This is a genomic window from Bradyrhizobium sp. (assembly GCF_030697065.1).
Lineage (GTDB): Bacteria > Pseudomonadota > Alphaproteobacteria > Rhizobiales > Xanthobacteraceae > Bradyrhizobium.
This window is the reverse complement of sequence record NZ_JAUYQU010000288.1, coordinates 35,813-61,966: the sequence shown is the minus strand read 5'-3', so window position 1 is coordinate 61,966 and position 26,154 is coordinate 35,813. Positions and strand designations below refer to the sequence as shown.

Below are 26,154 nucleotides of genomic sequence, written 5' to 3'. Positions count from 1 at the left end.
TTTCCGCCGTGCTGCGGCCACGCGGTGGGGTCTCATTTCCCTCCCGGGGACGGGCAAAATGGGGAGATTGCCAAATGATCATCAAAGCCAGCGGGTGCTCGGCATTGATCGTGGTGACAGCGCTCTTGGTGTGTTTCGCGGGTCCATCGCAGGCGGCGCCAGATGGCGACACCGCGACCGCAAGCCCGAAATCCCAACAGACCTCCAGAGCGCCGATGGCGCTCAACAAATCCCCCAAGCCACGCCAATCGAAACAAAGCGCGCAGCGAAAATCCAGCAAGGCGCTGAAATCCCAGGCCGCCGGCAAGGTGACCGAGGACACCGGCAATGGCTCGACCGAGATCGCGCCGTCGATCGCCAATGCCAACGCGCAACTGCCCGCTGCCGAGCCGCCCGCCGGCAGCGCCAAGGCGATGTCGGCGCAAGCCGGCACGATGCTGCAGACCGCCGCGGACAGGCCGGTTGACGGCCAGCCGGCCGCCGAGCCCGGGGTCGTGGCCCCCGATCAGCTCAACGATCTCGACCGCGCGCTGCAAGAGGCCAAATCCGAGGCCAATTCTGAAGCCAAGCCTGCTGCGCCAATCCTGACGCTGGCGTCGGCCGAGGCGCCGCCCGCCCCTGCCGCGCCTGTCGTGGCCCGCAGCAAGGAAGATTCCGCCTGGGACCAGACCTCGCTGATCGGCAAGATCTTCATCGCCTTCGGCGCGCTGCTGACGATGGCCTCCGCCGCGCGCATGTTCATGGCGTGATTGATGCCCCGGACTCAGCGCAGCCCTGCTCGCGCCCGGGATACGGCATCCATCACCCCACTTGAAGCCCATCCCGCCAACGGGCACATTGCCGGCGCAATCTGACGCCGGGGTGAATCATGAGCACGTTCGAACACATCATTGTCGAAAGCAAAGGCGCGGTCGGCATTATCACGCTGAACCGCCCCAAGACGCTCAATGCGCTGTCGTTCGGCGTATTCCGGGAGATCGCCGCGGCGGTCGACGATCTCGAGGCCGATGACGCGATCGGCTGCATCCTACTCGCCGGCGGCGAGAAAGCCTTTGCGGCAGGCGCCGACATCAAGGAAATGCAGCCGAAAACCTTCATCGACATGTTCTCCAGCGACTTCACCGCCATCGGCGGCGACCGCGTCGCGCGCTGCCGCAAGCCGACCATCGCCGCCGTCAGCGGCTATGCGCTGGGCGGCGGCTGTGAACTGGCCATGATGTGCGACATCATCATCGCCGCGGACACCGCCAAGTTCGGCCAGCCGGAAATCACGCTCGGCACCATTCCCGGCATCGGCGGAACCCAGCGGCTGACCCGCGCGGTCGGAAAATCCAAGGCGATGGATCTTTGCCTCACCGGGCGGATGATGGATGCCGCCGAAGCCGAGCGCTCCGGCCTGGTCAGCCGCGTCGTGCCCGCGGACAAGCTGATGGCGGAAGCCATGGCGGCGGCGGAAAAAATCGCCGCGATGTCGCGCCCCGCGGCGGCGATGGCCAAGGAAGCCATCAACCGCGCCTTCGAGACGCCGCTGGCGGAAGGCATGAACGTCGAGCGCAACCTGTTTCACTCGACCTTCGCGCTGGAGGATCGTTCCGAAGGCATGGCGGCGTTCATCGAGAAGCGCAAGCCGGTGAACAAGAACAAGTAGAACGCAGCACCGCCTCCGGGACCCTTCATTGCGCCCTGCTCCGCGCCAGCGCCGCGCCGACCAGCGCGCGATAGGCGCGTTCCGCAAACGTTTTGGGATTGTCGAGGCCGAGCCTCGCCAGGCATTCGTCATCGGCGGCATCGGGAGTGCGCGTCAAACCCTGCCACAACAGCCCCGGCAGTTGCAGCGGCGTATGCAGCGCTTGCTGCAGGACCTGCAGCGCCGGAATCAGCCGTTGCTCGGTGTCGGTGAAATCGCTGCCGAACGGGAATGACGGCAGCAGCCCCGCATCGCGCGCCGGCTTCAAGGCTGCCTTGATGCGTTCGGGAAAATTCTCGCGCCGGTCCGCCGGAATTTCGAAATTCTTCGGCAGCTTGCCGGCATCCTTGGCCTGCCGTGCCAGTTCGCCCTGAAAGCGCGAGTCCGCCACGGCGAGCAACGCCGCGATCACGTCGGCGTCGGATTTGCCCCGGAGATCGGCGACGCCATATTCGGTGATGGTGACATCGCGCAAATGGCGCGGAATGGTCTGGTGCCCGTAGGTCCAGCGGATGTTCGAATGTGCCCTGGCTCCCGCCTGCCGCGTCGCTTCGACGGTGAGAATGGCGCGCGCCCCCTGCAGCGCGAAGGCTTGCGCGACGAAATTATACTGGCCGCCGACGCCGCTGATGACCTGTCCGTTCTCGAGGCCGTCGGAAACCGCAGCTCCCATCAAGGTCGCCATCATCGCATTGTTGATGAAGCGGGCATCGACGCGGGCGCGCCGCTTGGCGGCTTCGTTGCCATAAAGCTCGTTGGTAAAAGACACCGGCATCATCTGGATCCGGGCGATCGCGTCCGGCGCCATCTCCCGCAGGGCGCGATAGAACGATTTGGGCCCCAGGAAGAAGGCGCCATGCAGCACCACGCCATCGACCTCGCGCTTGAGGATATCGGCCTCGATCAGGCGAATGAACGCCTCGGTCAGCATCTCGCTGACGCCGTAGAGTCCCGTTTCGAAGGTCTCGGCCCCCAGCGCCGGGAGCTGTTCCGCGCCGGGCGACAGCCGCTGCATGATCTCGCGAAACCGTGCATTGTCGCGGTGGCGCACGATCAGCCCCTGCGCCAGCGCGTCGCCGATCTGGCCGATGCCGATCTGCAGCGTGCCGCCGTCGCGCACCAGGGTCGCGGCATGCAGACCGATGGCGTATTTGGTGTCGCTGACCGGCTCGGCCGGCGGGGCGAACAGCGGAAAATCCGTTTCGGGACTGTCGAGCACCGCGCTGAACTCGGTCGCCGCAAGGTCGCCCGCGCCCGGCATGAACGGCAGTTCCGAGTTGACCTGCGCGAACATCTTGAAGGCGGCGCGCCCTTCGACCCGGGCGCGCAGCAGGTCCAGCGTCGTGTCGGTGTTGCAGCTCAGGCTATAGCGGGTCTCGCCATCGACGACGCGCTTGGCCACCAGCTGGGTGACGACATTGAGCCCGCGCGCCAGGAGATACGACGACGCATGGGTGTAATTTGCGGAAATGTAATGCTGCTGTGCGAACGGCGCGTGCAGCCATTTTCCCGCCAGGAAGAAGAATTCGATCACCTTGACGTTAGGCGGCAGCTCATCCGCATGCAGCGCACCGGCGTAGGCGAGATCTGGATAGCCGCCGAACAGCCGGTCGATGACGGGCGCGATGAAGCGGCGTTCCAGCAGGCTCTTCGGCCTCGGCTTTTCCAGCGTCAGCGCCGTGAAGAAGGTCAGGTTGATGGCGCGGTCGGCGGCGGCGCGCGCATAGAGCGCGTTGGCGATATGGTTGGCCTTGCCAAGCCCGAGCGGCAGCCCGACCACCAGGTTGGTGCCGACATCACGGATGATGTGCTCCGCCATGTCATCGGGGTCGGTGAATTTCATCAGCATCGGGATTCCATCGGGAAAAATGCCGGCCACATCGCGGGCCGGCTGAACGATTCGACTGTCTGAACCTGGTATAATCCCATCAGGCCGTATTGGTTGCGGCGGGGAATTGCCCCGCAACGCCAGGGCACGTCGGTCTGTAGCTGTTATACGCGCGAGAATGTCCGGGCTGGCCGGAGACAACAATGGTTTGTTCGGGTCGTTCGCCTCGTCAGGAACGCGGCGGCCATTGCGGCGGGTGACTGCCCAGCGGCATCGCCGGTCGCAGCCAGAACGCCGGCGTTTTCGACAGGACCGCCGAATGCCTGACCGACCGCAGTGAGCCGAAGCCGGAGGGAATCTCCTCCATCAGCGGCTTCACCGCGTCGCCCTTCAAATCCTCCGTGCTGAAACCGTCAACCACGCGGCCGAAATTCCACAGCCATTGCCCGGTCCGCGCCAGCGATACCCGGACGTGCCAGCTACCGCCTTCGCGCGCCTGGCGTGCCTTCGCCATCATGGCGCCGAACGCCATCAGGTAGCCCGTGGCGTGGTCGAGAATTTGCGCCGGCAATTCCTTCGGGCCTTCGACCCCGGCCGCCTCGCCTTCGGCATGGTTGAAACCGGTCGCGGTCTGAACCAGCGAGTCGAAGCCGCGGCGCTCCGCCCATGGCCCGGCATGACCATAGGCCGCGAGCGATACATAGACGATGCCGGGGTTGATTTTCGCCGCGTCTTGCGGCGAGAAGCCGAGCGTCGCCAGTGCGCGCGGGCGATAGCCTTGCGAGAAGATGTCCGCGCTCGCAAGCAGGCCCCGCATCGTTTCCCGCCCCTGCTCGCGCTTGAGGTCGACCAGGCTGGTGAGCTTGCCGCGACCGGTGTCGATGGTGAGCCAGGGAATGAACGGCAGGTCGGGTCCGGAAATCAGCAGCACGTCGGCGCCATGCGCCGCGAGCGTGCGCCCGGCGACGGGACCCGCGATCACCCGCGACAGGTCGAGCACGCGCAGCCCGGCTAGCGGGCGTTCGCCGCCGGGCCATGGTCTTGGCGCGGCGTCGCCGATCTTTTCGATCGAGACCAGAGGGTGTTCGGCCAGCACCCGGGCGTGGGGGTGCGCCAGCCATTCCTCGCGCGAGCGCATCATCGCCACCACGCCGCCTGCGGCATAGGCCGCGGTCTCGAACGCCTCGGCATCCCACTGCATCAGCGCGGCCTGGACGTCGTCGCGTTCGGCCCTGCAATTCAGCACCATGCAGACGGCGTCGCGGTGATGCGGAAAATTGGTATGCAGCCGCACGAAGCGCGCATCACGGGTCTTGTAGATCCCGGCGATGGCGTCCCACATCATCGGAGAGCCCTCGCCGTTCACCCGAAGATAGCGCTCGCTGCGACATTCGACGACGGCGTGACGCATGTCGACGGCGAGGCGCTGGCCTTGCCCGCTGCGCATTTGCCAGATCTGCGCGGCGGCCAATCCAGCCGCGGCGACGCCGGCCTGCGCCGCGGCGGCGACACGAAACGACGACGGGAGTTGCGGCTCCTCACCGCTCAGCGTGACGTCGTCGAGCGCAGCGGCATCGCCGCCGGCCTGGGTCCAGACGTCGGCAAGAATTTCGCGAGGGCTTTGCATCGGGACTTCCCGGTTCTCCACGCCGTCACACGCGGCTCGACCTGCCTATCCATCTAGCCCGGTGGATGGCGGGGTCAAGTCTGGTCAAGCCCGACCATTCTACGGCTCCTTCAACGCCATGTCTCCAGACATGCGTCTTAATCTCGCGGCGCAGAGGTTCAATGAAAATCCCTCGACGGCGGCAGTATCCGTACATTGCGCGGATGGCGGATTTTCTGGGCGGGATTGTCCGAATGCTCGCGACGGTCGTCGTTGAGCGGCTCGATCAGCGCGGGCCCGGCCGGCACGGCATGCCTGCGGCCGAGCGCGTCTTCGGCGAGGCCGACCAGATCGTGGGAGCGGTCGGTCAGGCGTTGCGCGACCAGATGCGTCACCTGTTCGGGACTACTCTGGATATAGCCCTCGACCAGCAGCAGCCGCGCGCCCATCACCTCCTTGCGGAAGCCTTCCATCACCTGCGGCCACACCACGATATTGGCGATGCCGGTTTCGTCCTCCAGCGTCATGAACACCACGCCCCTGGCGCTGCCCGGCCGCTGCCGCACCAGCACCACGCCGGCGCAGCGGACACGCTTTCTGTCGTTGGCATGGCAGACATCCCTGCAGGCGACGACACGCTCCCGCGTCAGCATCGGCCGCAGAAATTCCATCGGGTGGCCCTTCAGCGAAAGCCGGACGGTCTGATAGTCGGCGACCACCTGCTCCGACAGCGGCATTTCCGGCAGCGGCCGCGCGTTCTCGTCCGGCTGCTCGCGCGCGGCGGCGATTTCGAACAGCGGCAGCGCCACGTCGTCGGGCAGCCGTCGCACCGCCCACAGGGCGGCGCGGCGATCGAGCCCGATGGAACGGAACGCATCGGCATCCGCCAGCAGAATCAGCGCGCGCTTTGGGAGCGCGGTATCGCGGGCGAAATCCTCCAGCGTGGTGAAGGGACGGCGCGCGCGGGCGGCGACGATGCGCTCGGCCCAGTCGCCGGAATTGCCGTCATTTCGGGGCGTCGCGACAGCGACGAACCCGGAATCTCGAGATTCCGGGTCTGCGCCAAGCGGCGCATCCCGGAATGACGGTTGAATTTGTTTCAACCGTTCCTCATCGGGATCAACCCATTTGAAGCCGTCGATCTGGCGGAAGCCGAGTCGCACGGCGCAATACTCGCCGCTTTTCTCCTCCAGCGTATTCTGCGCGTGGCTGAACGACACGTCGATCTCGCGCACCTCGACGCCGTTGGCGCGGGCATCGCCGACGATCTGCGCCGGGGCGTAAAAGCCCATCGGCTGCGAGTTCAAAAGCCCGCAGCAGAACGCGTCGGGGTGGAAATGCTTCAGCCATGACGAGACATAGACCAGCTGGGCGAAACTCGCGGCGTGGCTTTCCGGAAAACCGTAAGAACCGAATCCCTTGATCTGGTTGAAGCAGTTCTTCGCGAACTCCGGATCGTAGCCGCGCCGGATCATGTTGCCGGTCATCTTCTCTTCGAAATTGCCGATGGTGCCGACATTACGAAATGTCGCCATCGCACGGCGCAATCCGTTCGCCTCTTCCGGGGTAAACCCTGCCGCCTCGATCGCGATACGCATCGCCTGCTCCTGAAACAAGGGTACGCCGAGCGTCTTGTGCAGGACCTTGTAGAGCTCATCCGGAGATCCGTGATTGGGCGACGGCGAAGGATAATTCTCCTTCTCGATGCCGTTCCGTCGTCTGAGATAGGGATGCACCATGTCGCCCTGGATCGGGCCAGGCCGCACGATCGCGACCTCGATGACGAGATCGTAGAAGGTCCGCGGCTTCAGCCGCGGCAGCATGTTCATCTGGGCGCGGCTCTCGACCTGGAAGACGCCGAGCGACTCGCCCCGGCACAGCATGTCGTAGACTTCAGGGACATCCTGAGGAACCGACGCAAGTTCCCAATGCTCGCTTTTGTGATCGGCGATCAGGTCGAAGCATTTGCGGATGCAGGTCAGCATGCCCAGCGCCAGCACATCCACCTTCATCATCTTGAGGGCGTCGACGTCGTCCTTGTCCCACTCGATGAAGGTGCGATCGTCCATCGCGGCATTGCCGATCGGCACATAGGAGTCGAGCCGGTCCTGGGTCAGCACATAGCCGCCGACATGCTGCGACAGATGCCGCGGAAATTCGATCAGCTCGGTGGCGAGTTCGACCGCGAGCCCGACCATGGGATTTTGCGGATCGAGCCCGGCCTGCCGCACCTGCATGTCGTTGAGACCCTTGCCCCAGCTGCCCCACACGGTATCGGCCAGCGCGGCGGTGACGTCTTCCGTCAGCCCCAGTGCCTTGCCGACGTCGCGGATCGCGCTGCGCGGCCGGTAATGAATCACGGTGGCAATGATCGCGGCGCGATGGCGGCCATAGCGGCGGTAGACATATTGCATCACCTCCTCGCGCCGCGAATGCTCGAAATCGACGTCGATGTCGGGCGGCTCCAGCCGCTCCCTGGAAATGAACCGCTCGAACAGCAGATCGACCTTGGTCGGATCGACCGAGGTGACGCCGAGTACGTAGCAGACGGCTGAATTGGCCGCCGAGCCCCGGCCCTGGCAGAGGATGTGCTGGCTTCGGGCATACCGGACGATGTCGTGCACGGTGAGAAAATAATGCGCGTAGTTCAGTTCGGCGATGAGGTCGAGCTCCTTGCGAAGGGTAGCGCGAAGCCTGTCGTCAATCTCGCCGGAAAAATATTGCCTGACGCCGGCCCATGTCAGGTCTTCCAGATGCTGCTGCGCGGTCTTGCCCGGCGGCACCGGCTCGTCGGGATACTGGTATTTCAGCTGGTCCAGCGAGAAATCGATGCGGTCCGCGAACCGCATGGTTTCCACCAGCGCCTCCGGCATGTCGCGAAACAGCCGCGCCATTTCGTGCGCCGGCTTGAGATAGCGCTCCGCGTTGGCTTCAAGCCGCTTTCCAATAACCTCGATGGTGGCCTTCTCGCGGATGCAGGTGAGAACATCCTGCAGCGGACGCCGGGCGGGATGGTGATACAGCACCTCGTTGGTCGCCAGCAGCGGTACCCCGGCGGTGGCCGCGATCCGCTGCAGCCGCGCGAGGCGGCGCCTGTCATCGCCGCGGTACAGCAGGCTGGCTGCCAGCCACACACCATCGGCGCGGCTGCGCCGCAACCGGTCCAGAATTTTGAAGGTATTTTCCGGCTCGAAGCGGTGCGGCAGCGTCAGAACCAGCAGCTGCCCTGCGGCGAATTCGAGGAGATCGTCGAGACCGAGCCGACATTCGCCCTTTTCGGTCTTGTCGGCATCGCCGCCGCGCTTGCCGCGGGTCAGCAACTGGCATAGCCGGCCGTAGGCGGCGCGGTCGCGCGGATAGACCAGGATATCGGGCGTGCCGTCGATGAAGACGAGGCGCGAACCGATCAGAAGTTTCGGCTTGCAGGTGAGCTCGGGGTTTTCCAGTTCCTTGTAGGCCCGCACCACCCCGGCCAAGGTGTTGCGATCGGCAATACCGATGGCCGCAAGCCGCAGGTCGCTCGCCTCCCGCACATATTCCTGCGGATGCGATCCGCCGCGCAGGAACGAGAAATTCGTGGTGATTCCGATCTCGGCATAGGCCATGGCGTCAGGCCCGTTCATGCGAACAGCCCGTGCACGAACCAGTTCGGCTGAACGATTTCGCCCTCGCGCTGCGCGATCTCGCGATCGTACAGACCGTCGCGGTAGAGCCAGAACCGCAGGCCGGTTTCGTCCTCGACGCGGAAATAATCGCGCGTCAGCATCGCTTCCGGCGATCGCCACCATTCCATGGCGACGCGCTCCGGGCCCTCGACGCGCATCACCGTGTGGGACGCCCGCCGCCACTGAAACCACGCCGGTGGGCCATCCGGCACTTCCGCGATCACCTTGATCGCTTCCGGTCGCGCGAACAGCCGCAGCGGCCGCAACGGCGGTTCGCTCTCCTCCCGGGCCGGCCACGCCGCCTGCCGCGCCGCGGCCAGATGATGCTGCGCCGGCACAGCCTTTACCGCGCGTTCCGGAATATGGGTGTCCTGGGGCAGGTGCACGACCACGCGCTGTCCGCCGATCCGCGCGGCGATGCGATCGATCAGGGCCGTCAACTCGTCATTGTCGTGCACATTGGCATCGAGATCGTGCTGTTGCTGCACCACGATCTCGACGCGACTGGCCGACAGGCGAATTAGATCGAAGCCGAAACCGGGATCGAGCGGATCGTGCAACGCATCGAGCCGCTCGCGAAACAGCCGGTCGATCACCTCGGGCCGGGTGACGGGCTGCCCGGTGTCGACCGCAATCGCGCGCACCGCGCCGTCGGTACGGAAGAAATGGGCCTCCAGCCGCCGCGCGCCCTTGCCCTGCCGGTCCATCGCCACGACCAGCATTCCAGCCAGCCGGGACAGGGTCGCGGATATCACGCCTTCGGTGGCGACCGGTTCGGCAAACCGCTTCTCGACGATGAAATCCGGCAGCGGTTTCAACGGGCTGATCGGCGCGTCGCCCTGCCCCAGCGCCTGCTCCAGCAGGACCGTAAAATCATCGCCGAAACGCGCCGTGATTTCGTGGCGGGCGCGCGACGCCACATCGCCGATGGTCTTCAGCCCGGCGCGGCGCAGGCCGCGGGTGATGGCGTCATCGGCGCCGAGTGCTGCGACCGGCAACGGCCTTACCGCCTCGGCCTCACCGCCATCCGGCACGATGCGGCCGGAGACATGACGCGTCATGGTGCGCGCGCAGATCGATGTCCCCGCGATCGCGGCGCTGACGGCAAAACCCTGCCGGGTCAGCGCGCCGCATACCATCTGCATCAGCGCAGCCTCGCCGCCGAACAGATGGGCGCAGCCGGAAATGTCGAGAAAAAGGCCATGCGGGCGATCCAGCGCCACCAGCGGGGTGAAGCGGTCGCACCAGGTGGCGATGTCGCTCAATGCCCTGGCGTCGGCGGCTTCATCGGCATCGAACACTTTTAATTGCGGACAGATGGCGCGGGCGTTGGCGAGCGGCAGGCCGATCGAAAGACCAAAACGCGCTGCGGCGTCATCGAGCGCGAAAATCTGCAGCGCGTTGTTTTGTTTGGCGACGACGATGCATGGATCGTCTTCAGGACTCGCGGCGGCACCCCCACCCCCGCCCTCCCCCGCAAGCGGGAGAGGGGGCGCAGTGTTCGTATGGTTACCCGGCGCGGCGCTCCGGCGCGCGCGCTTGATGCGGTCGATGGGCAGGCGCGGCAGCCACAGGCTGAGGATACGCCGACGGTTTCGCGAAAAGGCACTCATCACATTTCCATTCCATGATCCACCGCCCGACAGGGCCATGACGATTGCGGACGAGTTGCGCGTCGAACACCGGCGCGCCCCACGCGCTCCCGACCGAGGCGGGCGGCGAATGTGCCGCGCGCACGATCCATCGCGTCTCCGCCGTCGAGGGCTGGGGCTGCGCCGCCACCCGCAGCAACAATCCGGTGACGCCGGAGGCCTGCGCCGCCAGCGTCAGCTTCCGGCTGGCGACGAGATCGAACTGTCGGGCTTCGCCCCAGACTTCCAGCACCACCGCGCCCAGCGCATCGCAGGCCAGCGCGTCGGCGGCGGTCCGCAGCGCGGCGTCGACGTCGGCGGCGCGCACGGTCACCACGCGGCGCGGATCGAGGCCGAGTTCGGCAAGGCCGGCCATCGACAGCGCGCCGGATTCGATCTCGGCAAAATCCTGCCGGATCCACACCAGGGGCCGCCGTGCCGCCGCGTAGCCCGCGCGCCCCGCGTGGCTTACGAGGCTGGCGAGTCCCGCAAGGCCTGCGATGAACCCGGTCGCCGCGGCGCTCTGCCGTCCCTCGGCAAATACCTCGTGCACCGCGGCCGGCGCGAGACCGCCCTGCAGCGTCGCATCGGCCTCCGCATGCCCGAGCGCCACGCGCGCAGGCGCCGACGCGTCGGCATGCGCCTCGATGCGCTCGATGCTGCCGCGCAAACTCGCAAGCGTGTTCGTGCGTGCGCCGGTCATGCGCCGTTCCCCTGGGTGGTGGCCGTCACTGGTTCGAGAGAACCAGAAGCTGGCTCATTTGTTCATGATATGTTCTAATATAAAGCTAATAGGGACGAGAGAGTCAATCAGGATCGGCATCCAGCCGATTCATGAATGGAATCAAAGGGATTTCGGATGGATGTGCAGCGTAAACTGGAGATCCTGGCGGATGCTGCCAAATATGACGCGTCCTGCGCGTCCAGCGGCACCGAAAGGCGCGACAGCCGCGATGGCAAGGGCGTCGGCTCGACCGAGGGCATGGGCATCTGCCATTCCTACGCGCCGGATGGCCGCTGCATCTCGCTGCTGAAGATCCTGCTCACCAACGCCTGCAATTACGACTGCCTTTATTGCGTCAACCGCGCCAGCAGCAACGTGCCGCGCGCCCGCTTCACCGTCGATGAAGTCGTCAAACTGACTCTCGACTTCTATCGTCGCAACTACATCGAGGGATTGTTTCTTTCCTCGGGCATCATCCGCAGTGCCGACTACACCATGGAGCAGGTGGTCGGCGTCGCGCGCAAGCTGCGCGAGGAACATCATTTTCGCGGTTACATCCATCTCAAAACCATTCCGGAAGCCGACGACGCGCTGATCGCGGAAGCCGGCCACTATGCCGACCGTCTCAGCATCAATATCGAAGTACCGGAAGAAGCCAGCCTCGCCAGGCTCGCCCCGGAGAAAGACGTGCGCGCGATCCGCCGCACCATGGGCCGGCTGCGTTTGAGGCTCGATGAAGCACGCGAAGGCCGCAAGGTTACGCCGAAGGGCAACACCGCAGCGAAATTCGCGCCGGCCGGCCAGAGCACCCAGATGATCATTGGCGCCGATTCCGCCAACGACCAGACCATCCTCAACACCAGCGCCAATCTGTACGGCTCCTACAAGCTCAAGCGGGTCTATTACTCCGCGTTCAGCCCGATCCCCGATGCCAGTCACGCTCTGCCCCTGAGCGCGCCGCCACTGATCAGGGAACACCGGCTTTATCAGGCCGACTGGCTGATGCGGTTTTACGGGTTCGATGTCGGCGAGATCGTCGACAAAACCGCCGGCATGCTGTCGCTCGACATCGATCCGAAACTGGCCTGGGCGCTGCGGCATCGCGAGCGATTTCCGCTCGACGTCAACCGCGCCAGCCGCGAGGACCTATTGCGCGTCCCCGGCTTCGGCACCAGGGCGGTGGACCGCATCATCGCCACAAGGCGGATCACATCAATCCGTGCTGCCGATCTCGCCCGCCTGCACATTCCCCGGAACAAGGCCCTGCCCTTCATTGTTCTCAGCGATCACCGGCCGTCACCGAATCTGCTGGATGGCGCACGGCTGGCGGAGCGATTCAAGCCGAAGGCGACGCAACTGGGGTTTGGATTTTGAGGCACATCACGCTCGACAGCGAAACGGATTTCGACGGCTGGCGGCAAGCGGCGCGGGCGCTCGTGCTGAACGAGGTCAAGCCGGAAGAGGTGACATGGTGCGTGCGCGGCGGCCAGCCCGAATTGTTCGAGCCGCCTGACGACGCACAGCCGCTGCAAACCCCATCAGGCACGTTCAGCGTACCGGCCAAATTCGTCGATCTCGCGCAATCGGCGATCCTGCACCGCCATCCCGAACGGTTTGCGCTGCTCTACCGCCTGCTGTGGCGGCTGCCACGCAATCACGATCTGCTCGATGTCGCGACCGATCCCGACGTCGCGCAGGTCATGGCGATGACCCGGGCCGTACACCGCGACGAGCACAAGATGCACGCCTTCGTCCGCTTCCGTGCAATCGGCCGCGAGCAAAATTCCCATTACGTGGCCTGGTTCGAGCCGGAGCATCACATCGTCGAACTGGCGGCGCCGTTTTTCGCGCGCCGGTTCGCCGACATGGCGTGGTCGATCCTGACGCCGGAAGCGTGCGCGCATTGGGACGGGCATGCCATCTCGATCACGCCGGGCGTATCCAGGGCCGACGCGCCGACGGAAGACCGGCTGGAAGAAACCTGGCGGCGTTATTACGCCAGCATTTTCAACCCTGCGCGGCTCAAGGCGAAGGCCATGCAGAAGGAGATGCCGAAGAAATATTGGCGGAACCTGCCGGAGGCTTCGCTGATCAAGCCCTTGATCGAAGGCGCGGAACGCCTGACAGGCGCCATGATCGCCAATGCCGCAACTGCGCCGCACAAGCCGCAGAAGCGGCCGGAACCAGCCGTGCCGCGTCAACATCCAATCCCATCAGGCGATATCGCGACGCTGCGCGAGGAGGCCGCCGATTGCCGCGCCTGTCCGCTGTGGAAAGACGCGACCCAGACCGTGTTCGGCGAAGGTCCGCGGCAGGCAACCTTGATGCTGGTCGGCGAGCAGCCCGGCGACAGGGAAGACCTTGCAGGAAAGCCGTTCGTGGGACCTGCCGGCCAGATGCTCGACCGGGCTCTGGAGCAAGCCGGCATCGCGCGCGACAAGGTTTACGTCACCAATGCCGTCAAGCATTTCAAGTTCGTGCCGCGTGGAAAAATCCGCCTGCACCAGAAACCGAGTGCGTCGGAAATCAGGGCATGCCGGCCATGGTACGAACGCGAACTTGCGTCGATCAAACCCGACCTGGTGGTGGCGATGGGCGCCACCGCGGCGCAAACCGTGTTCGGCAGGATCATGCGGATCAACAAGACCCGCGGCCGCTTGCTCGATCTCGATAACGGCACCAAGGCCCTCGCTACGGTGCATCCGTCCTATCTGTTGCGGCTACCAGACGCGGACGCAAAAGCGCTGGAATATCAACGCTTCGTCGATGACCTCAGGATAGCGTCCGCAATCCTGCGGAAATCGGCGCGAGAGGCGTAGCCCATTCATATGGATAGTCAGCAGAAGGATTTGACATTTCGTTGCACAACCTTTAATTGTGACATTACTGTGCCGTCGGTTCTCAAGTCCGGCGCGTTGCGTAGCGACCCTAGCCCCGGACGCCGCGTAGCGTGCCGGTCTTGCGGCACGGGACCCGGGTCCCATCCTGTAAAGCTGAAGCGTACCAACGTTTGCCCGGCTCCGCGGCACCTGCCCGGGAGCGCTGCGCCGCGCCCGGACACAGGTGAAACGCCTCACGCCGCCAGCGTGTTCTCCACCAGCTTGATCCAGTACGAGGTGCCGTAGACGATCGCGTCGTCGTTGAAATTGTAGGCGGGATGGTGCAGTCCGGCGCTGTCGCCGTTGCCGCAGAAAATGAACGCACCGGGACGCTTCTCCAGCATGTAGGCGAAATCCTCCGCGCCCATCAGCGGCACCATGTCGTGAACATTGGCGTCGCCGGCGACTTCCTTCGCGACCTGGGTTGCGAAGTCGGTCTGCGAGGCATGGTTGACCACCACGGGATAGCCGCGTTCGTACACCAGGTCGATTTTGGCGCCGGTCATCTGCGCCACACCGGCGACGACCTCGCGCACCCGCTTCTCCACCAGTTCCCTCACCTCGTCCGTCAGGGTGCGAACGGTGCCCTTCAGTTCCGCGGTTTGCGGGATCACGTTGCGCGCGTTGCCGGCATGGAATTCGCACATCGAAATCACGGCGGATTCCAGGGGATCGACGGTGCGCGAGACGATCGATTGCAGCGCCGTGATCAGCTGCGCGCCGACCAGAACCGAATCGATGCACTTGTGCGGCCGCGCCGCGTGGCCGCCCAATCCCTCGATCCGGATATCGATCGCATCGGTCGCCGCCATGATCGGGCCCGGCCGGATCGCAAACGAGCCGATCGGGATGCCCGGACCATTATGCATGCCATAGACCTGATCGATGGCGAAGCGGTCCATCAACCCGTCCTCGATCATCGCGGCGGCACCTGCCCCGCCCTCCTCCGCCGGCTGGAAGATCACCACCGCATCGCCGGCGAAATTCCGGGTTTCGGCGAGATAGCGGGCCGCGCCCAGCAGCATGGCGGTATGCCCGTCATGGCCGCAGGCATGCATCTTGCCGGGCGTCCTGGAGGCATAGGGCAGATTGGTCTCTTCCTCGATCGGCAGCGCATCCATGTCGGCGCGCAGCCCGATCACCTTGACGTCGCCCGCGCCGGCGGACTTGCGGCCCCGGATGACGCCGACCACCCCGGTGCGGCCGAGGCCGGTCGCCACCTCGTCGCAACCGAATTCCCGTAACCGGTCCGCCACGAATGCCGCAGTGCGGTGCACGTCGTACATCAATTCGGGATGCTGATGGATATCGCGGCGCCAGGCCTGGATATCGGGTTGCAGATCGGCGACGCGATTGACGATGGGCATGGGGTGTCTCGGTTGGGTTGGAGCGATTTGGTCCTGTCTAGCATGCAAGGGGCGGTCCGCCCAATGGCCCTGCGGCGCTGTACAGCGGGCAGCCGCGACGGTATGGCCTTTGAGCCCATGGTGGGCGGCGCGGTGGTGGCTAATGAAGCGGCTTGAGGGTGATTTCGACTACATCGTCGTCGGCGCGGGCACCGCGGGATGCATCGTCGCCAACCGGCTGTCAGCCGATCCGAACAAACGCGTCCTGATCCTGGAGGCCGGCGGCAACGACAACTGGATCTGGTTTCATATCCCGGTCGGCTATCTCTTTGCGATCGGCAATCCCCGCTCGGACTGGATGTTCAAGACCGAGCCGGAGGCCGGACTGAACGGCCGATCGCTGGCCTATCCGCGCGGCAAGGTGATCGGCGGCTCGTCCGCCATCAATGCCATGATCTCGATGCGCGGACAGGCCGCCGACTACGATCACTGGCGCCAGCTCGGCCTCACCGGCTGGGGCTATCACGATGTGCTGCCGGCGTTCCGGCGGCTCGAGGATCACTTCCTCGGCGACAGCGAGCATCACGGCGCCGGCGGCGGCTGGCGGATCGAGGCGCCGCGGCTGTCCTGGTCCATCCTGGACGCGGTCGGCGATGCCGCGGTCGAAATGGGCATCCGGAAAATTCCCGATTTCAATACCGGCGACAATGAGGGCGTCGGCTATTTCCATGTCAACCAGAAGCGCGGCCGCCGCTGGTCATCGGCGCGGGGCTTCCTGAAGCCGGTATTGAGCCGGCCCAATTTGCGCCTCGAGAAGCACGTGCTGGTCGACCGGCTGATCGTCGAGCAGGGCCGCGCCGTCGGCGTGCGCTTTATCCAGGGCGGCGAGATAGTCGAGGCCCGCGCCAGGGGCGAAGTGATCCTGTGCGCCGGCTCGATCGGATCGACCCAGGTGCTGCACCGCTCCGGCATCGGGCCGGCTGACTGGCTGGCGCCGCTCGGGATCGAGACCGTGCTCGACCGCCAAGGCGTCGGCCGCAACCTGCAGGACCACCTGCAGCAGCGCGCGATCTACCAGGTCCAGGGCGTGCGCACCCTCAACGAGACTTATTACTCGCTGGCGAGGCGCGGCCTGATGGGGCTCGATTATGCCTTCCGCCGCCGCGGACCGCTGACCATGGCGCCGTCGCAGCTCGGCATCTTCACCCGCTCGGATCCGCGCCGCGAGCGCGCCAATATCCAGTTCCACGTGCAGCCGCTGTCGCTCGACAAGTTCGGCGATCCCCTGCACCGGTTTCCCGCGATCACCGTGAGCGCCTGCAACCTGCAGCCGACCTCGCGCGGCACCGTGCGGATTCGCTCGGCCAGAGCCGACGAGGCGCCGGCGATCGCGCCGAATTATCTGTCGACCGGCGATGACCGCGAGGTTGCCGCCGACGCCATCCGCACCACAAGGCGGCTGATGCAGCAGCCGGCGCTGGCGCGGTATCGTCCGCAGGAATACCTGCCGGGGCCAGCGGTCGGCGATGACGATGCTTCGCTGGCGAAAGCCGCCGGCGATATCGGCACCACGATCTTTCATCCGGTCGGCACCGCGAGGATGGGCACGGCCAGCGATCCCATGGCCGTGGTCGACGAACGGCTGCGGTTTCATGGCCTCGCCGGACTGCGTGTGGTCGACGCCTCCGTGATGCCGACCATCACGTCGGGCAATACCAATACGCCGACGGCGATGATCGCCGAAAAGGGGGCATCGATGATCCTCGAAGATTCGCGCGCCGCGACATGACGAACCGGCATCGCCTGTGGGTCGACCATGCCGGCGGGCGCCTGGCGCTGGCGCGTTGGGGCGACGGCGATTCCGGCAAGCCGCCCGCGCTGCTGGTGCACGGTACCGGCTTCGTCGCCGAGGTCTGGGACGAGGTCGCGTGCGAACTGGCGTCCAAATACACCGTGTACGGCCTCGACCGCCGCGGTCACGGCGCCAGCCACAAGCCGCCGCCGGAGCGATATCACTTCCTGGATTTCGCATCCGATCTCTGCGCCGTGGTCGAGACCCTCGACCTCACCGACATTTTCGGCGTCGGCCACAGCGCCGGCGCCACCGACCTTCTGCTCGCCGCCAAAATGCTGCCGCGGCGATTTTCACGCCTGTTCGTGATGGAGCCGACGGTGATGGATCCGCGCGCGGCCGCCGGCGGCGCGCCGGGCGGCGACAGCCAGGCCTATGCGCAGGGCGTGCTGCGCCGCCAGCGCGAATTCGACAGCGCCGCCGCCGCATTCCAGCGTTTTCGGGCGGCGCCCGCGTTCGCCGACTGGTCCGAGCACGCCCTGTGGGCCTATGTGCGGCATGGCTTCGAAGCCCAGTCGGACGGCCGGGTGCGGCTGCTCTGCGCGCCGGAGATCGAGGCCGCTATGCTGGGGCCGATCTTCGAGGCGATGGCGCAGGTCTATGCCGGCGATGAACGCGGCAATCCCTTCGCCTGGCTGTCCGCGATCGAATGTCCGGTGCGGGTTGCAACCGCCGAAAAATCCTGGCCGATCTACAAGGAAATGTCTGACAGGGCCGTCGCCCTGATTCCAGGCGCGAGCCAATGGACGTTCGAGGGGGTCGGTCACTGCGTGGCGCAGGAAGCGCCGGGGATGGTGGTCGAGGCGCTGGCGGCGTTCAAGCACCGATAGCTGTAGCCGGCTACACTCGATCAGCCGGCGCTGGCGCGCTGTTCGGATAACCGAGAACGAGCAATCCCGAGAAGATCGCCGCGAAACCGGCGATATGATACCAGGCCAGTTGCTCACCGAGCCAGCCGATCGAGAGCACCGCCGAAAACAGCGGGCTGAGGTAGAGAAAGGCCGCAGCACGCGCCGGGCCGATGCGGGCAACGCCGTAGAGATAGAAGAGATTGCCGAGCATGGTCGGCCCCAGCGCCATGAAGGCGATCGTCTTGAGCGCGAAGCCGGTTTCGTCGGCGTTCCAGACCAGCCAGGGCCCACCCATGACAATCCAGACGACGTAAACCGGCAACATCACCACGATCAGTCCCGACCAGGCCGTCACCACCGTCAGCGCCAGCGGCGCGATGGTGCGGGACCAGTCACGCACCCGGATCGAAAACCAGGCGAACGCCATCGCCGCCAGCAGCGACCATAAATTGCCGAGGCTGAAGGAAAGCGCGGTCAAGGCCTCCGGATGCCCCTTGGTGATAATGAGAAGCGTGCCGGCAAAGGCCAGCGCGAGGCCCCATTTCATGCCCGCCGCGAGCTTGCCGCCGCCCATCCATAATCCGAGCAGCAGCACCCAGACCGGCGTCGTGGCATTGATGAAGCCGACTTCAATGGCCAGGCTCTGATAGGCGCCGCCCAGCAGCAGATAGGAGAACAGCCCGACGCCGACCGCGCCGCCGACGATCAAGCCGCCGAGCCGGGGCCGGATTGTCGGCCACGCCTCGCGAAGGGCCGGCAACGCCACGAGCGTCAACAGCACCGCGGCGGGTAGCCAGCGCCAGAACACCAGCGAAGGAAGCGGTATCGCTTCGCGCGCCGCGCGCGCCACCACGTGATTGCTGCCCCACAGCGCGGCGGTGGCGATCAGGGCCAAGGTTCCGAGCGAGCTTGGCGCAGCCTTCATACCCGCTCGGCGGATCGTTCGTGACGGGCGCGCTGCGACACATGCCACGGCAGTAGCAGGCGCTCGGCATAATCGACCAGAAAGAACAGCACGGTGCCGACGAGACCGAGCAGCAGCAGCGACACGAAGACCCTGACGGTGTCGAACTGGCCCTGCGCGACCAGGATCTGGAACCCGATACCCTGACTGCCGGCAACGAATTCGCCGACGATGGCGCCGACCAGCGCGAACGAGATCGCCACCTTCATGCCGGCGAACAGGCTGGGCAGAGCGCAGGGAAAGCGTATCTTGGTTAGCACCGCCCAGGGCGAGGCTTTCGATACCCGCGCCAGATGCAGCATGTCCGGATCGACCGAACGCAGCCCGAGCACGGTGTCGATCACAATGGGAAAGATCGCGAGCATCAGCGCGATCGCGACCTTCGGCTCCGGTCCGGTCCCCATCCAGATCACGAACAGCGGAGCCAACGCCACTTTCGGAATCGAATTGAGCGCGACCAGCAGCGTGTAGATGGTGCGCTCGAGAAATCGCGAATAGACGATGCCGACCGCCAGCGCGACCCCGAGCACGACGGCGAGCCCGAAGCCGATGCAGGTCATGGCGAGGGTGAAGCCGAGATGGCGAAGGAAAAGGCCCGGGGTTTCCAGGAAGGCTGCGAAAATGGCCGAAGGCGCCGGCAGGATCAAGGGCGACGGCTTGAAGAGCAGGACGCCGGCTTCCCACAGCAGCAGGGCCGCCGTCAGCACCACGACGACGTCGCGCGTCTCATTGTCGCCGCCGAGCCACTTTCTGACGAAGCGCATCATTCCTTGACGATCCCGAGTTCGGCGAAGTGGTGGCGGATCCGGTGCACGTAAGCACCGAATTCGGCGCTGTCGCGCACCGCGAGCCGGCGCGGACGCGGCAGATCGATGACGATGGTGTCGACGATGACGCCGGGCGCCTTGCTCATCATCACCACCCGATCGGACAGGAAGACGGCTTCGACGATCGAATGCGTGATGAACAGCAGCGTCTTGCGGGTATCCTGCCAGATATGGGCGAGTTCGACATTGAGATCGTCGCGCGTCATGGCGTCCAGCGCGCCGAACGGTTCATCCATCAGCAACAGTTCGGGATCGGCCAGCAGCGCCCGGCAGATCGACGCGCGTTGCCGCATGCCGCCGGAAAGTTCCCACGGGAAACGGTGCTCGAAGCCGCCGAGCCCGAACCGGTTGATCAGCGCCATGGCGCGTTCCCGCTCCTCGGCGCGCGGCTTGCGGGTGAATTCGATCGACAGCAACACGTTGTCCAGAATCGTGCGCCAGTCCAGCAGCACGTCGCGCTGAAACACCATGCCGAGCCGGTCCGGTGGACCATCCAGCACCTTGCCATCGACCACCACCCGTCCCGACGAGACAGTCTCGAGTCCGCCGACCAGCTTCAGCAGCGTGCTCTTGCCGCAGCCGGACGGGCCGACCACGCTGACGAATTCACGCGGACGGATGTCGAGACTGATGTTTTCCAGCGCCGCGACCGGACCGCGCGAGGACAAGTAGGTCTTGCCCACGCGGTCCAGCGAAACGTAGGGAACCGCCGCCATCGCCGGAGCCGCGGTGCTCATGTCACTCGACAAGCGCGTTGGTGTAATAGTCGGCCGCGTTCCAGCCGGCCGCGACGACGCCGGCCGCTTCCATCGATTTCAGCGCGGCTTCCCAATCCTCTTTCGCCTGCCAGCCGATCGGCTTGCCCTTGGTCGCCGGGGTTTCGAAATAGTCCAGCGTCAGCTTGATCTGACTGAGCAGGATGGCTGGATTGAGCCGCGCATCCGGACGCTCGGCGATCATCGCCTTGACGCCGTCATCCGGGTTGCTGCGCAAATGCTGCCAGGCGCGCTGCTGGACCTGGATCAAACGACGCAGTGCGTCGCCCTTGCTGGCGATGACCTCTTCACGCGCAACGAGTCCATAGCTCGGGAAGGTGATGTTGGCATCCGATGCCAGCAGGCACTTCGAGGGCCGCGGCTGCTCCGCCATCGGCAGTGCCGAACCGACGGTGGACATCAGGCCGTCCGCGCGCTTGGCGATATAGGTTCCCCAGAGGGCCGCGGGATCGACGACATCGACCTTGAGGTCATCGCGGGTCAGGCCGCCCGATTTCAGATAGGTGTCGATGAAGGGCGCCCACGGACTTGCCGCGAACACCACCACGGTCTTGCCCCGCAGGTCGGCGACACGCGCCATCGGCGAGTCCTTGTCGACGAGGATGCAAAGGTCGGTGCGGGGCTGAAAGGTGGCGATCGAACGGATGGCGGCTCCCTTGGCGCGCGCCGACCCGACCAGGCCGACCTGCACCTGGCCGACATCGACCTGCCCGGCATTGACGAGCTGGATCGTATTGCCGGAGCCGCGGCCATCCTGAATATCGATGTCAAGCCTGGCTTCCTTGAACCAGCCCTTGTTCTGCGCCAGGTGCATCGCGGCCTGCACGCCCCATGGCGAGAAATCGAGCCGGACGGATAATTTATCCTGTGCCGATGCCGATGAAACCCCGGCTGCAGCAACACTCAGAAGCATCAGGGTCGACAGAATTACTCTTCTCATTTCCCAATCTCCAGTTTGATTATTGTGGGTCGGCGCCGGCGGCTTCAGCCGGCGAAGCTTGCGTGAGATAGCTCAGCACCATTTCAACGACGTGCTGACGGCGCTTGAGCACGCGCCGGCGCGCCGCGAGATCGCGGTCGAGCAGCCAAGACAAGGTGTGCTGATTGGACAGAAAGAAATAGGCGAGCCCGGATATCGACAGATAGAGGTCGACCGCGTCGACATTGGCGCGAAAGACGCCCTCCTCCTGGCCGCGCTTCAGCAGAATCCGGATGGTGTCGAGGAGGCCGCCGTACAAAGCCTTCGTCGAGCTCGAACTCTTCAGGTGCTCGGCATAGTGAATGTTCTCGATGCTCATCAGCCGGATCAGATCGGGGGTGGCGACGAAGTGGTCGAAGGTATTGCTGACAAGCCGCTTCATGCCCTCGACCGGCGGCAGCCCCCGCAAGTCCTGGTCCTGCTGGCGGGCGCGCAGATCGGCATAGATCCGCTCCAGCACCGCCAGGTAGAGCGCGTCCTTGGAGCCGAAATAGTGATAGATCAGGTTCTTGTTGACGCCGCTCTGCTCGGCGATGCGATCGACGCGCCCCCCGCTCAGGCCATGGGTCACAAATTCGATCCTTGCTGCGTCCAGTATTTTGGCGCGGCTGGCTTCCGGGTTCCGGACAATTTTGGGGGCGCGTGACGCCACGTCAAGCTCCATGACGCGCACCCGATGGCTCCGCCGAGGCCGCGCGCTCGGATCGTAGCCGCGCGGTCGCCTCGACGTCCAGCGCACCGCGCGCGCCGAACCGCACTGCATAATGCTGCTCGGCGAACGCGGCTGTGATCTTGCCGTCGAGAAAATCCTCCCGCACCTGCTCCGGCTCGCGCAACAGCGGATTGCCGAAGCCTCCCGCACCGGCCTGTTCATGAATGATCAGCGTATCGCGCATGACGGTCGTGGTGATCTTGCCCGGCAGCGCGCTGCGTTCATTGCCGATCTCGATGAAATTCCGCGACGATCCGCCGGGTTCGCCACCGTTCAGGCCGTAGGGTTGAAACGTGACGCGGTCGGTGCGCAACTGCAGCAGCGCCTCCGGCGCGAGGATGCGATAGCTGCGCCGGACGCCGACACCGCCGCGATACTGGCCCGCACCGCAGCTGTCGGGAACAAACGAGTAATCCTCGATGCGAACCGGATGTTCGGCTTCCATCACTTCCACCGGCATGTTGGACAGGTTCTGCGAGGCGTTGGTGACTGCCTCGAGACCGTCCTTGTCGGGCCGGCCGCCCCACGCGCCGCAGATCATGTCCACGATGATGAACGGCTGCCGGTTGGGCCGCAGCCCGCTGATGCAGATGACGCTGTTGCCGCCCTCCCCCGCCGCCGGCACCTTGTCGGGAACGATTTGGGCGAGCGCGCCCAGCATCGTATCGAACACCCGATAGCCGGTCAGCGCGCGCGCAGCGCAGGGCGCGGGCATCACCGGATTGAGCACCGACGCCTCCGGCGCCTTGACGGTGATGCATCGAAACAGGCCGACATTGTTCGGCACGTCCTTGGCCAGCACGCAGCGAACGCTCAGATAGGTCAGCGAGTGGGTGAAACTGAGCGTCGAATTAAGCGCCCCCTTCACCTGCGGCGAGGAGCCGGTGTAGTCGACCAGCAGGGTGCCGTCGCCGTTGACGGTGATCGCGACCTTGATCGGGATCGGCGCGTCAGAAAAGCCGTCATTGTCGATGTAGTCGACGAAGCGATAGGTCCCCTTCGGCCAGGTCTTGATTTCCCGACGTGTGAGCCGCTCGGCATAGTCGAGCAGTTCCTGCATGTAGGCATCGACCTCCGCGGCGCCGTAGCGCTGCAACAGCTTTTCCAGGCCGCGCTTGCCGACCTGGGCGGCGGCGAACTGCGCCGAGAGATCGCCCCAGACCCGGTCCGGCACCCGGACGTTGATCTTGATCAGGGCCTCGAGCGTGGTGTTGAGAACGCCGCGATCGTAAAGCTTGAGCGGCGGAATGCGCAGCCCTTCCTGGTAGATCTCGGTCGAGTCGGACGCGTTCGAGCCCGGCACCCGGCCGCCGACATCGGTGTGATGGCAGATCACCACCGCGAAGGCATGCCGCTCGCCGCCAAAGAAGATCGGCACAAACATGAAGATGTCCGGCAGGTGCATGCCGCCGTGATAGGGATCGTTCATGATGACGACGTCGCCATCATGCAGATCGCCCTCGAATTTCGCCAGTACCGACGCCATGGCCTCCGGGATCGCTCCGAGATGCTGGGCAATGGTCTTGGCCTGCGCCACCATCTGGCCGTCGCCGGCGCAAAGGGCCGCGGAGAAATCCATCACATCCTTGACGATCTCCGAACGCGCGATCCGGACCACGGTGTAGGCCATGTCGTCGGCAATCGAATCCAGTCCGCTCTTGATGACTGCAAAGGTGATCGGATCTACCTTCATGCTTCGAACTCCAGAACGATGCAGCCGATCGCATCCTTGTGCGCCTTCGCGTCGGGCGGCACGACGATGGTGGCGTCGAACTCCTCGACGATCAGCGGTCCCTGCCGGGGTGAAGCGCCCAGCGCGTTGCGGTCTGCGATCGCGACGGCCACCGCGGGCTCGCCTCTCGCGAAGGATACCGGCCGCGTGCCGGACCGGGACGACCCCGCCCGCGCGGCGATCTTCATGGCGCCGAAGTCCAGGCGATTGTCGCGCAAGCCACGTCCTGCGACGCGCACCTTCATCAATTCCATCGGAGTCGAGTCGCGATAGCCGTAGGTCTTGAAGTATTCGGCGACGAACCGTTCGCGGATCTGCGCGAAATCCTCGCCCTCGAACGGCACGGTGAGTTCGGTGGCCTGCCCTTCATGGCGCAAATCCGCTTCCCAGAGAAACGCGGTGCGTTCGGCCTGGTAGCCGTCGGCCGCGAGCTGCGCGGCGACCTGCCTGCGCAGTTCCTGCTTGATCGCCTGCAGATCGGCGACGCTCATCCGGTCGAGCCGCTGGCTTACCGTCTTCAGCGCCGTATGCTCGATGTCGGAGGCGAGCATGCCGAGCGCGCTGAAGATGCCCGACATCGGCGGAATAACCACGCGCGGAATCCCGAGTTGCCGTGCCAGATCGGGCGCGTGCACGCCGCCATTGCCGCCGAACGCCATCAGCGTGAGATCGCGGGGGTCCAGCCCGCGTTCGACGGTAACCGCGCGGATCGCGCGCGCCATCGCGGCATTGGCCACGGCCCGGATGCCATGTGCCGCGTCCAGCATCGGCAACCCCAGCGGATCGCCGACATGGACGCGGATGGCCTGCTCGCTCAGCGCGCGATCGATATGGAGCTTGCCGCCCGCCAGCGAGGTCGCGTTGATGAAGCCCAGCACCACATTGGCATCGGTCACGGTCGGGCGGTTATTGCCGAGGCCGTAACACGCCGGTCCGGGCATGGCGCCGGCCGACTGCGGCCCGACGACCAGCAGACCGCCCTTGTCGATGCCGGCGATCGAACCGCCGCCGGCGCCGACCTCGGCGATGTCGATCGCGGGCACCTTGAGCATGTAACCGCCGGCCTTGATGAAGCGGCTCGATGTCGAGATGCCGTCGCGAAACTCGTATTCGGAGGTCATGCTGGGGCGGCCGTCCTCGATGATGACGGCCTTGGCGGTGGTCCCTCCCATATCGAACACGATGACATCGCGGTCGTTGCGCGCAACCCCGAGCCTGGCCGCGCCGATCACGCCGCCGGCGGGACCGGAGGCCACCACCAGCACCGGCTTTTCGCAGGTCACGTTCGCGGCCAGCATGCCGCCGTTCGAGGTCATGACCAGGATCGGCGCCGCGACGCCGATGGCACGAAGTCCCGATTCGAGCCGCTGCAGATAGCTGCGCATGGCGGCCAGCAAATAGGCGTTCACCACCGTCGTGCTGGTGCGTTCATATTCCTTCATTTCCGGCAGCACGGCGCAGGACGTGGTAACCAGCAGATGCGGGAAATTTGCGCGAATGACGGCTTCGGCCTGCAACTCGTGAGCCGGGTTGCGATAGCTGTTGATGAAGGCGATGGCGACCGCTTCGATATCCTCGGCGACCAGCGCCTTGCCCGCGGCGATCACGCCGGCCTCCGACAGCGGCTCGACCGTTGAGCCGTCCGCCGCCATGCGTTCGGTGACTTCCATGCGATGCCGTCGCGGCACCAGCGGCTTCGGCTTTTCCCAGGTCAGGTCGAACATGTCGGGCATGCGGATGCGGCCGATCTCCAGCACATCGCGAAAGCCGCGGGTGGTGATCAGGCCGGTCTTCGCGCCCTTGCGCTGCAGAATGGTGTTCGAGCCGACGGTGGTCCCGTGCAGCACTTCGGCAATGGCGCCGGGCGGGATCGACAGCTCTGCCAACAACTGCCCGACGCCTTCGATCACGGCGACGCTTGGATCGGAAGGGGTCGAGGAAATCTTGCTCTGGTGGATCAGCCCGGCGTCGGTCAGAAGGGCGATATCGGTAAAGGTACCGCCGATATCGATCGCAATCCTGAACCTGTTGTCCGACGACGACGCCATTCGACCCTCAAACTTATATTACTAACTAGTTAGTCAATACGGCGATC

19 protein-coding genes are annotated in these 26,154 nt (G+C 65.3%); 6 read left to right on the top strand and 13 right to left on the bottom strand.

All coding sequences use genetic code 11. The annotated features are described in order from the left end of the window. Positions 1-74 precede the first annotated feature (74 nt). Both Q8R73_RS22740 and Q8R73_RS22735 read left to right on the top strand, forming a co-directional pair. The gene (locus Q8R73_RS22740) at positions 75-749 is read left to right on the top strand and encodes a hypothetical protein (protein ID WP_305721793.1); all 675 of its coding nucleotides are present in this window, start codon (positions 75-77) and stop codon (positions 747-749) included. 119 nt (positions 750-868) lie between these two features. Continuing rightward, a complete protein-coding gene (locus Q8R73_RS22735; RefSeq protein ID WP_305721792.1) occupies positions 869-1,648 on the top strand; it encodes an enoyl-CoA hydratase in 780 nt (259 codons plus the stop codon). 25 nt (positions 1,649-1,673) lie between these two features. Here Q8R73_RS22735 and Q8R73_RS22730 read toward each other — a convergent pair whose 3' ends face one another. The 5 genes from Q8R73_RS22730 to Q8R73_RS22710 all read right to left on the bottom strand — a co-directional run bounded on the left by Q8R73_RS22730 (position 1,674) and on the right by Q8R73_RS22710 (position 11,120). After that, complete coding sequence (locus Q8R73_RS22730) at positions 1,674-3,536, bottom strand: acetyl-CoA hydrolase/transferase C-terminal domain-containing protein (RefSeq protein ID WP_305721791.1); 1,863 nt, start codon at positions 3,534-3,536, stop codon at positions 1,674-1,676. A gap of 208 nt (positions 3,537-3,744) precedes the next feature. Further along, entirely contained in the window at positions 3,745-5,142 is a 1,398-nt protein-coding gene (locus Q8R73_RS22725) for a CoA transferase (protein ID WP_305721790.1), read from the bottom strand. A gap of 158 nt (positions 5,143-5,300) precedes the next feature. Further along, a complete protein-coding gene (locus Q8R73_RS22720; protein WP_305721789.1) occupies positions 5,301-8,744 on the bottom strand; it encodes an error-prone DNA polymerase in 3,444 nt (1,147 codons plus the stop codon). Next, a complete protein-coding gene (locus tag Q8R73_RS22715) occupies positions 8,741-10,399 on the bottom strand; it encodes a DNA polymerase Y family protein (protein ID WP_305721788.1) in 1,659 nt (552 codons plus the stop codon). Before Q8R73_RS22715 ends, Q8R73_RS22720 begins: the two co-directional genes overlap by 4 nt. Continuing rightward, positions 10,296-11,120: an ImuA family protein gene (locus Q8R73_RS22710; protein ID WP_305721787.1), complete on the bottom strand. Its 825-nt coding sequence runs from the start codon at positions 11,118-11,120 to the stop codon at positions 10,296-10,298. The genes Q8R73_RS22715 and Q8R73_RS22710 overlap by 104 nt, the downstream gene beginning before the upstream one ends. A gap of 156 nt (positions 11,121-11,276) precedes the next feature. Between Q8R73_RS22710 and Q8R73_RS22705 the strand changes: the two genes are divergently transcribed. Both Q8R73_RS22705 and Q8R73_RS22700 read left to right on the top strand, forming a co-directional pair. Further along, positions 11,277-12,515, top strand: a complete 1,239-nt coding sequence (locus tag Q8R73_RS22705; RefSeq protein WP_305721786.1) for a putative DNA modification/repair radical SAM protein — start codon at positions 11,277-11,279, stop codon at positions 12,513-12,515. Beyond that, positions 12,512-13,960 (top strand): UdgX family uracil-DNA binding protein, encoded by a 1,449-nt coding sequence (locus Q8R73_RS22700; RefSeq protein WP_305721785.1) that lies wholly within the window; start codon positions 12,512-12,514, stop codon positions 13,958-13,960. The genes Q8R73_RS22705 and Q8R73_RS22700 overlap by 4 nt, the downstream gene beginning before the upstream one ends. Positions 13,961-14,214: 254 nt before the next feature. Here Q8R73_RS22700 and Q8R73_RS22695 read toward each other — a convergent pair whose 3' ends face one another. Then, positions 14,215-15,387: a M20 aminoacylase family protein gene (locus tag Q8R73_RS22695; RefSeq protein WP_305721784.1), complete on the bottom strand. Its 1,173-nt coding sequence runs from the start codon at positions 15,385-15,387 to the stop codon at positions 14,215-14,217. 142 nt (positions 15,388-15,529) lie between these two features. Here Q8R73_RS22695 and Q8R73_RS22690 point away from each other — a divergent pair, with 142 nt between their 5' ends. Both Q8R73_RS22690 and Q8R73_RS22685 read left to right on the top strand, forming a co-directional pair. Beyond that, positions 15,530-17,155, top strand: coding sequence for a GMC family oxidoreductase (locus tag Q8R73_RS22690; protein ID WP_305721783.1), 1,626 nt, complete (start codon positions 15,530-15,532; stop codon positions 17,153-17,155). After that, positions 17,152-18,048, top strand: coding sequence for an alpha/beta fold hydrolase (locus tag Q8R73_RS22685; RefSeq protein WP_305721782.1), 897 nt, complete (start codon positions 17,152-17,154; stop codon positions 18,046-18,048). Before Q8R73_RS22690 ends, Q8R73_RS22685 begins: the two co-directional genes overlap by 4 nt. A gap of 10 nt (positions 18,049-18,058) precedes the next feature. Here the strand turns inward: Q8R73_RS22685 and Q8R73_RS22680 are convergent, their stop codons facing one another. From Q8R73_RS22680 to Q8R73_RS22650, 7 genes are read right to left on the bottom strand one after another with little or no spacing between them, the layout of a single operon-like run. Next, positions 18,059-18,994: a DMT family transporter gene (locus Q8R73_RS22680; protein WP_305721781.1), complete on the bottom strand. Its 936-nt coding sequence runs from the start codon at positions 18,992-18,994 to the stop codon at positions 18,059-18,061. After that, positions 18,991-19,800, bottom strand: a complete 810-nt coding sequence (locus tag Q8R73_RS22675; protein ID WP_305721780.1) for an ABC transporter permease — start codon at positions 19,798-19,800, stop codon at positions 18,991-18,993. The genes Q8R73_RS22680 and Q8R73_RS22675 overlap by 4 nt, the downstream gene beginning before the upstream one ends. Beyond that, entirely contained in the window at positions 19,797-20,597 is an 801-nt protein-coding gene (locus Q8R73_RS22670; protein ID WP_305721779.1) for an ABC transporter ATP-binding protein, read from the bottom strand. The genes Q8R73_RS22675 and Q8R73_RS22670 overlap by 4 nt, the downstream gene beginning before the upstream one ends. A gap of 1 nt (position 20,598) precedes the next feature. Then, the gene (locus Q8R73_RS22665) at positions 20,599-21,576 is read right to left on the bottom strand and encodes an ABC transporter substrate-binding protein (protein WP_305721778.1); all 978 of its coding nucleotides are present in this window, start codon (positions 21,574-21,576) and stop codon (positions 20,599-20,601) included. 19 nt (positions 21,577-21,595) lie between these two features. After that, positions 21,596-22,267: a TetR/AcrR family transcriptional regulator gene (locus Q8R73_RS22660; protein WP_305721777.1), complete on the bottom strand. Its 672-nt coding sequence runs from the start codon at positions 22,265-22,267 to the stop codon at positions 21,596-21,598. Between the two features lies 1 nt (position 22,268). Beyond that, a complete protein-coding gene (locus Q8R73_RS22655; protein ID WP_305721776.1) occupies positions 22,269-24,020 on the bottom strand; it encodes a hydantoinase B/oxoprolinase family protein in 1,752 nt (583 codons plus the stop codon). Then, positions 24,017-26,107, bottom strand: coding sequence for a hydantoinase/oxoprolinase family protein (locus tag Q8R73_RS22650; protein WP_305721775.1), 2,091 nt, complete (start codon positions 26,105-26,107; stop codon positions 24,017-24,019). Before Q8R73_RS22650 ends, Q8R73_RS22655 begins: the two co-directional genes overlap by 4 nt. Positions 26,108-26,154 lie beyond the last annotated feature (47 nt).